This window comes from Thiobacillus sp. (assembly GCF_024708915.1).
In genome coordinates, this window is sequence record NZ_JANJXQ010000257.1 from 1 (window position 1) to 4,043 (window position 4,043).

Consider the following 4,043-nt stretch of genomic DNA (forward strand, 5'->3'; position numbering starts at 1 on the left):
CGAATTCGGCATGACGCACGATGCCGTTGCGCAGGCGGTCGGCAAATCGCGTGCGGCGGTGTCCAACCTGTTGCGCCTGTTGAATCTGTCGCACCCGGTGCAGGACATGCTCGTCGCCGGACTGATCGAAATGGGCCATGCGCGCGCATTGCTGCCCCTGCAGGCGGGCGCGCAACGCGAACTGGCGCATGAAATCGAAACCCGTGGCCTGTCGGTGCGCGAGGTCGAGCGCCGGGTGGCGCGGCTGAAGGACGCCGCCGCTGCGCCAGCCAAGCAGGCTGTGTCGCGCGACATCCTGCGGCTGGAAGAGGCGCTGTCCGATGCACTTGGCATGACCGCCCACGTGCAAACCAGCAGCAAGGGCCGCGGCAAGCTGACGCTGCATTTCGCCAGTGCGGACGAGTTGCAGGGCTTGCTGCAACGTCTGGGCATCCGGCTGTAAACCCGCGAAATCTGGCGGACGGGCCGTTTTCACCCACACAACATCACTACATAGTGAAATTCATCATCAAGCAGCTTGATGATTGCATAGACCGCACTAATTCTAGTATCATTGCCGGCTAATGTTCACCGGCACCTGCCATAGCGGCATATCGGGCACCCCGCGGGTGGCCTTGGCGCAAGCCGGACTCGCCCCCGTGGCGGGGCTGGCCGGCAGCGCGCTGGCGGGGGGCGGTGCGGGACTGGCCGCGCTGTATGGCGTGCTGGTGGCGCTGGCGGTCAGCCTGGTTCTGGTGTGGCGCGAGCGGCAGTCGATGCGGCACCCCGAGTGGGATCAGCATCGTTTGTTCAAGCTGTTCCTGCGCACCGGGATCGAGCGATTGCTGCTGCTGGTCGCGCTGCTGGCGTGCGGGCTCGGGGCGTTGAAGCTGGCGCCTCTGCCGTTGCTGCTCGGCCTGCTGCTGGCGCAGTTTGCCTGGCTGGCTGTGGCGGTTGGCCGCAAGCGTAATAACTAGTCTGTCCATCCGACGGGTTTGCCAAGGTTGGTTTTGAATGGGGGCGTGCTGCGTTCCCATTCAAAACCCACTTTTTGAATTTGATCACTATGGCTTCGGAATACCATTCCTCTGGCGAGTACATCAAGCACCACCTCCAGAACCTGACCTATGGACAACATGCCGACGGCACCTGGGGTATAGCCCATGGTGCCGAGGAGGCCAAGGCCATGGGCTTCTGGGCGATCAACGTCGACAGCATGCTGTTCTCGATCGGTCTCGGCGTCCTGTTCCTGTTCCTCTTCCGCATGGCGGCCAAAAAGGCCACCGCCGGCGTGCCGGGCGGACTGCAAAACTTCGTCGAATGGATCGTCGAGTTCGTCGACACCTCGGTACGCGGCTCCTTCTCCCATCGGAATGCACTGGTGGCCCCGCTCGCGCTGACGATCTTCATCTGGATCTTCCTGATGAACGCCATGGACCTGATTCCGGTTGACTGGCTGCCCTATGCCGCGTCGCTCGCCGGCGTGCCCTACTTCAAGATCGTGCCGTCGACCGACCCCAACGTCACCTTTGGCCTTGCGCTGTCGGTGTTTGCGCTGGTGCTGTACTACAGCGTCAAGATGAAGGGCTCGGGTGGCTTCTTCGCCGAACTGGCTTTCCAGCCGTTCCAGGCCAAAAACCCGATTCTGAAATATCTGGTGTTCATGCCGATCAACCTGTTGCTTGAAGGCGTCAGCCTCATCGCCAAACCGATTTCGCTGGCGCTGCGTCTGTTCGGCAACATGTACGCCGGTGAAATGATCTTCATCCTGATCGCGCTGATGTTCGGCGGCGGCTGGATTCTGGCTGTGTTCGGCGGAGCCCTGCAGTGGGCGTGGGCGGTGTTCCACATCCTCATCATCACCCTGCAGGCGTTCATCTTCATGACCCTGACCATTGTGTATCTGGACATGGCGCACGCCGAGCATCACTGATTTCCGTAGTACCGATTATCTGGTTCCCTGTTTTCAACTTTAATTTTTATTTTTAGGAGCAACAAATGGAAATGACTCAAGCCGTGCTGTTTATCGCTGGTGCCCTGATGATGGGTCTGGGCGCGCTCGGTGCAGCCGTCGGTATCGGCATCCTCGGTGGCCGCTTCCTCGAAGGCGCCGCCCGCCAGCCCGAACTGATCCCGATGCTGCGTACCCAGTTCTTCATCGTGATGGGCCTGGTCGACGCCGTGCCGATGATCGCCGTCGGCCTGGCCATGTACGTTCTGTTTGCCGTTGCCGGTTAATTCGCGGGTTGCTGCGAAACCAGTCGCCAACCCCCGTCTTTAACTCCCGTCATTAAAAGGTGCGGATATGAATTTCAACGCAACTTTGATCGGCCAGTCCATCACGTTCATCTTCTTCGTGTGGTTCTGCATGAAGTTCGTGTGGCCGCCGATCATGAACGCGCTCGAAACGCGCAAGAAGCAGATCGCCGACGGCCTGGCCGCGGCCGATCGCGGCAAGCACGAGTTGGAGCTGGCTGCCAAGAAGGCCGGCGACAATCTGCGTGACGCCAAGGCGCAGGCCGCCGAAGTGATCGCCCTGGCTGAAAAGCGTGCGGCGCAGATCGTCGAAGAAGCGAAAATGGCCGCCAAGGAAGAAGGCGATCGCCAGCTCGCTGCTGCTCAGGCCAATATCGATCAGGAAGCCAACCGCGCACGCGAAAGCCTGCGCGAACAGGTCGCCGCGCTGGCCGTGGCCGGCGCGGAGAAAATCCTGCGCCGCGAAGTCAACGCGCAAACGCACGCTGACCTCTTGGGCCAGCTGAAAGCCGAGCTGTAAACCATGAGCGAACTGTCTACCCTGGCACGCCCTTACGCCGAAGCGGTATTCCGCCTGGCGCAGGGCGAAAACAACCTGGCAGGCTGGTCGGCACGCGTGCAGTCGCTGGCGCTCATCGTGGCGGATGCCCAGGTGGCGCGCCTGATTGCCGATCCCGCGGTGGCGTCCGAACGCGTGGCTGAGCTGATCATCGAGGTGGCCGGAGCCGACCTCGGCGAGCACGGTGCCAATTTCATCAAGGTGCTGGCCGAAAACGACCGCCTGCCGCTACTGCCCGAGATCAGCGGGCAGTTCGAAACCTTGAAGGCGAATGCCGAAGGCACCCTCGAAGCCACCATCACCAGCGCTCAGGAGCTGACCCAGGCGCAGATCGACGATCTGGTTGCCGGGCTCAGGGCCAAATTCAACCGCGCGGTGAACGTCCAGGTGGCGGTCGATGCAGAACTGATCGGCGGCGCGGTGATCGCGATTGGCGACCAGGTGATGGACGGCTCGGTGAAAGGGCGGCTGCAGCGCATGTCTTTCGCGTTGCAGGGCTGATCCGCGCGGCAAGGCGAACTAACAAGTACCTCACATTTATCGGAACCCGACGGTTCGGAGAACAGAAATGCAATTGAATCCAAGCGAAATCAGCGAACTGATTAAAGCCAAGATCGAAAACCTCGGTGCATCGAGCGAACTGCGCACCCAGGGCACGATCGTGTCCGTCACCGACGGTATCGTCCGCATTCATGGACTGTCCGACGTGATGTCGGGTGAAATGATCGAAATGCCGGGCAACACCTTCGGCGTGGCGCTCAACCTCGAACGCGACTCGGTCGGCGCGGTGATCCTGGGCGACTACGAACACATCACCGAAGGCGACGTCGCCAAGTGCACCGGCCGCATTCTGGAAGTGCCGGTCGGCCGCGGGCTGCTCGGCCGCGTGGTGAACTCGCTGGGCCAGCCGATCGACGGCAAGGGCCCCATCGCCGCCGACACCACCATGCCGATCGAGCGCATCGCGCCCGGCGTGATCGAGCGTAAATCGGTCGATCAGCCGGTGCAGACCGGCTTGAAGTCGATCGACGCCATGGTGCCGGTCGGCCGCGGCCAGCGCGAACTGATCATCGGCGACCGCCAGACCGGCAAGACCGCGGTCGCGATCGACGCCATCATCAACCAGAAGGGCACCGGCGTGAAGTGCATCTACGTCGCCGTCGGCCAGAAGGCGTCGTCCATCGCCAACGTGGTGCGCAAGCTCGAGGCGCACGGCGCCATGGAGCACACCATCGTCGTCGCCGCGACC

The 4,043-nt window shown here is 62.1% G+C and carries 5 protein-coding genes and 2 pseudogenes; all 7 read left to right on the top strand.

What is annotated here, in order from left to right; genetic code table 11:
• A pseudogene (locus Q0L94_RS17350) lies at positions 1 to 442 on the top strand (chromosome partitioning protein ParB); the annotation flags it as partial.
• Between the two features lie 121 nt (positions 443 to 563).
• Complete coding sequence (locus Q0L94_RS17355) at positions 564 to 956, top strand: hypothetical protein (RefSeq protein ID WP_296755836.1); 393 nt, start codon at positions 564 to 566, stop codon at positions 954 to 956.
• Between the two features lie 89 nt (positions 957 to 1,045).
• Entirely contained in the window at positions 1,046 to 1,912 is an 867-nt protein-coding gene (gene atpB, locus Q0L94_RS17360) for a F0F1 ATP synthase subunit A (protein WP_296755839.1), read from the top strand.
• 65 nt (positions 1,913 to 1,977) lie between these two features.
• Positions 1,978 to 2,217, top strand: coding sequence for a F0F1 ATP synthase subunit C (gene atpE, locus Q0L94_RS17365; RefSeq protein ID WP_018079230.1), 240 nt, complete (start codon positions 1,978 to 1,980; stop codon positions 2,215 to 2,217).
• A gap of 67 nt (positions 2,218 to 2,284) precedes the next feature.
• The gene (locus tag Q0L94_RS17370; protein WP_296755843.1) at positions 2,285 to 2,755 is read left to right on the top strand and encodes a F0F1 ATP synthase subunit B; all 471 of its coding nucleotides are present in this window, start codon (positions 2,285 to 2,287) and stop codon (positions 2,753 to 2,755) included.
• Positions 2,756 to 2,758: 3 nt separating this feature from the next.
• The gene (locus Q0L94_RS17375) at positions 2,759 to 3,295 is read left to right on the top strand and encodes a F0F1 ATP synthase subunit delta (RefSeq protein ID WP_296755845.1); all 537 of its coding nucleotides are present in this window, start codon (positions 2,759 to 2,761) and stop codon (positions 3,293 to 3,295) included.
• A gap of 67 nt (positions 3,296 to 3,362) precedes the next feature.
• Positions 3,363 to 4,043: pseudogene (locus tag Q0L94_RS17380) on the top strand (F0F1 ATP synthase subunit alpha); the annotation flags it as partial.

Excerpts from the sequence above, each read along its gene's own strand:
- Q0L94_RS17370 (WP_296755843.1), top strand. The coding sequence starts at position 2,285 with ATGAATTTCAACGCAACTTTGATCGGCCAGTCCATCACGTTCATCTTC.
- atpE (WP_018079230.1), top strand. The coding sequence starts at position 1,978 with ATGGAAATGACTCAAGCCGTGCTGTTTATCGCTGGTGCCCTGATGATG.
- Q0L94_RS17375 (WP_296755845.1), top strand. The coding sequence starts at position 2,759 with ATGAGCGAACTGTCTACCCTGGCACGCCCTTACGCCGAAGCGGTATTC.
- atpB (WP_296755839.1), top strand. The coding sequence starts at position 1,046 with ATGGCTTCGGAATACCATTCCTCTGGCGAGTACATCAAGCACCACCTC.
- Q0L94_RS17355 (WP_296755836.1), top strand. The coding sequence starts at position 564 with ATGTTCACCGGCACCTGCCATAGCGGCATATCGGGCACCCCGCGGGTG.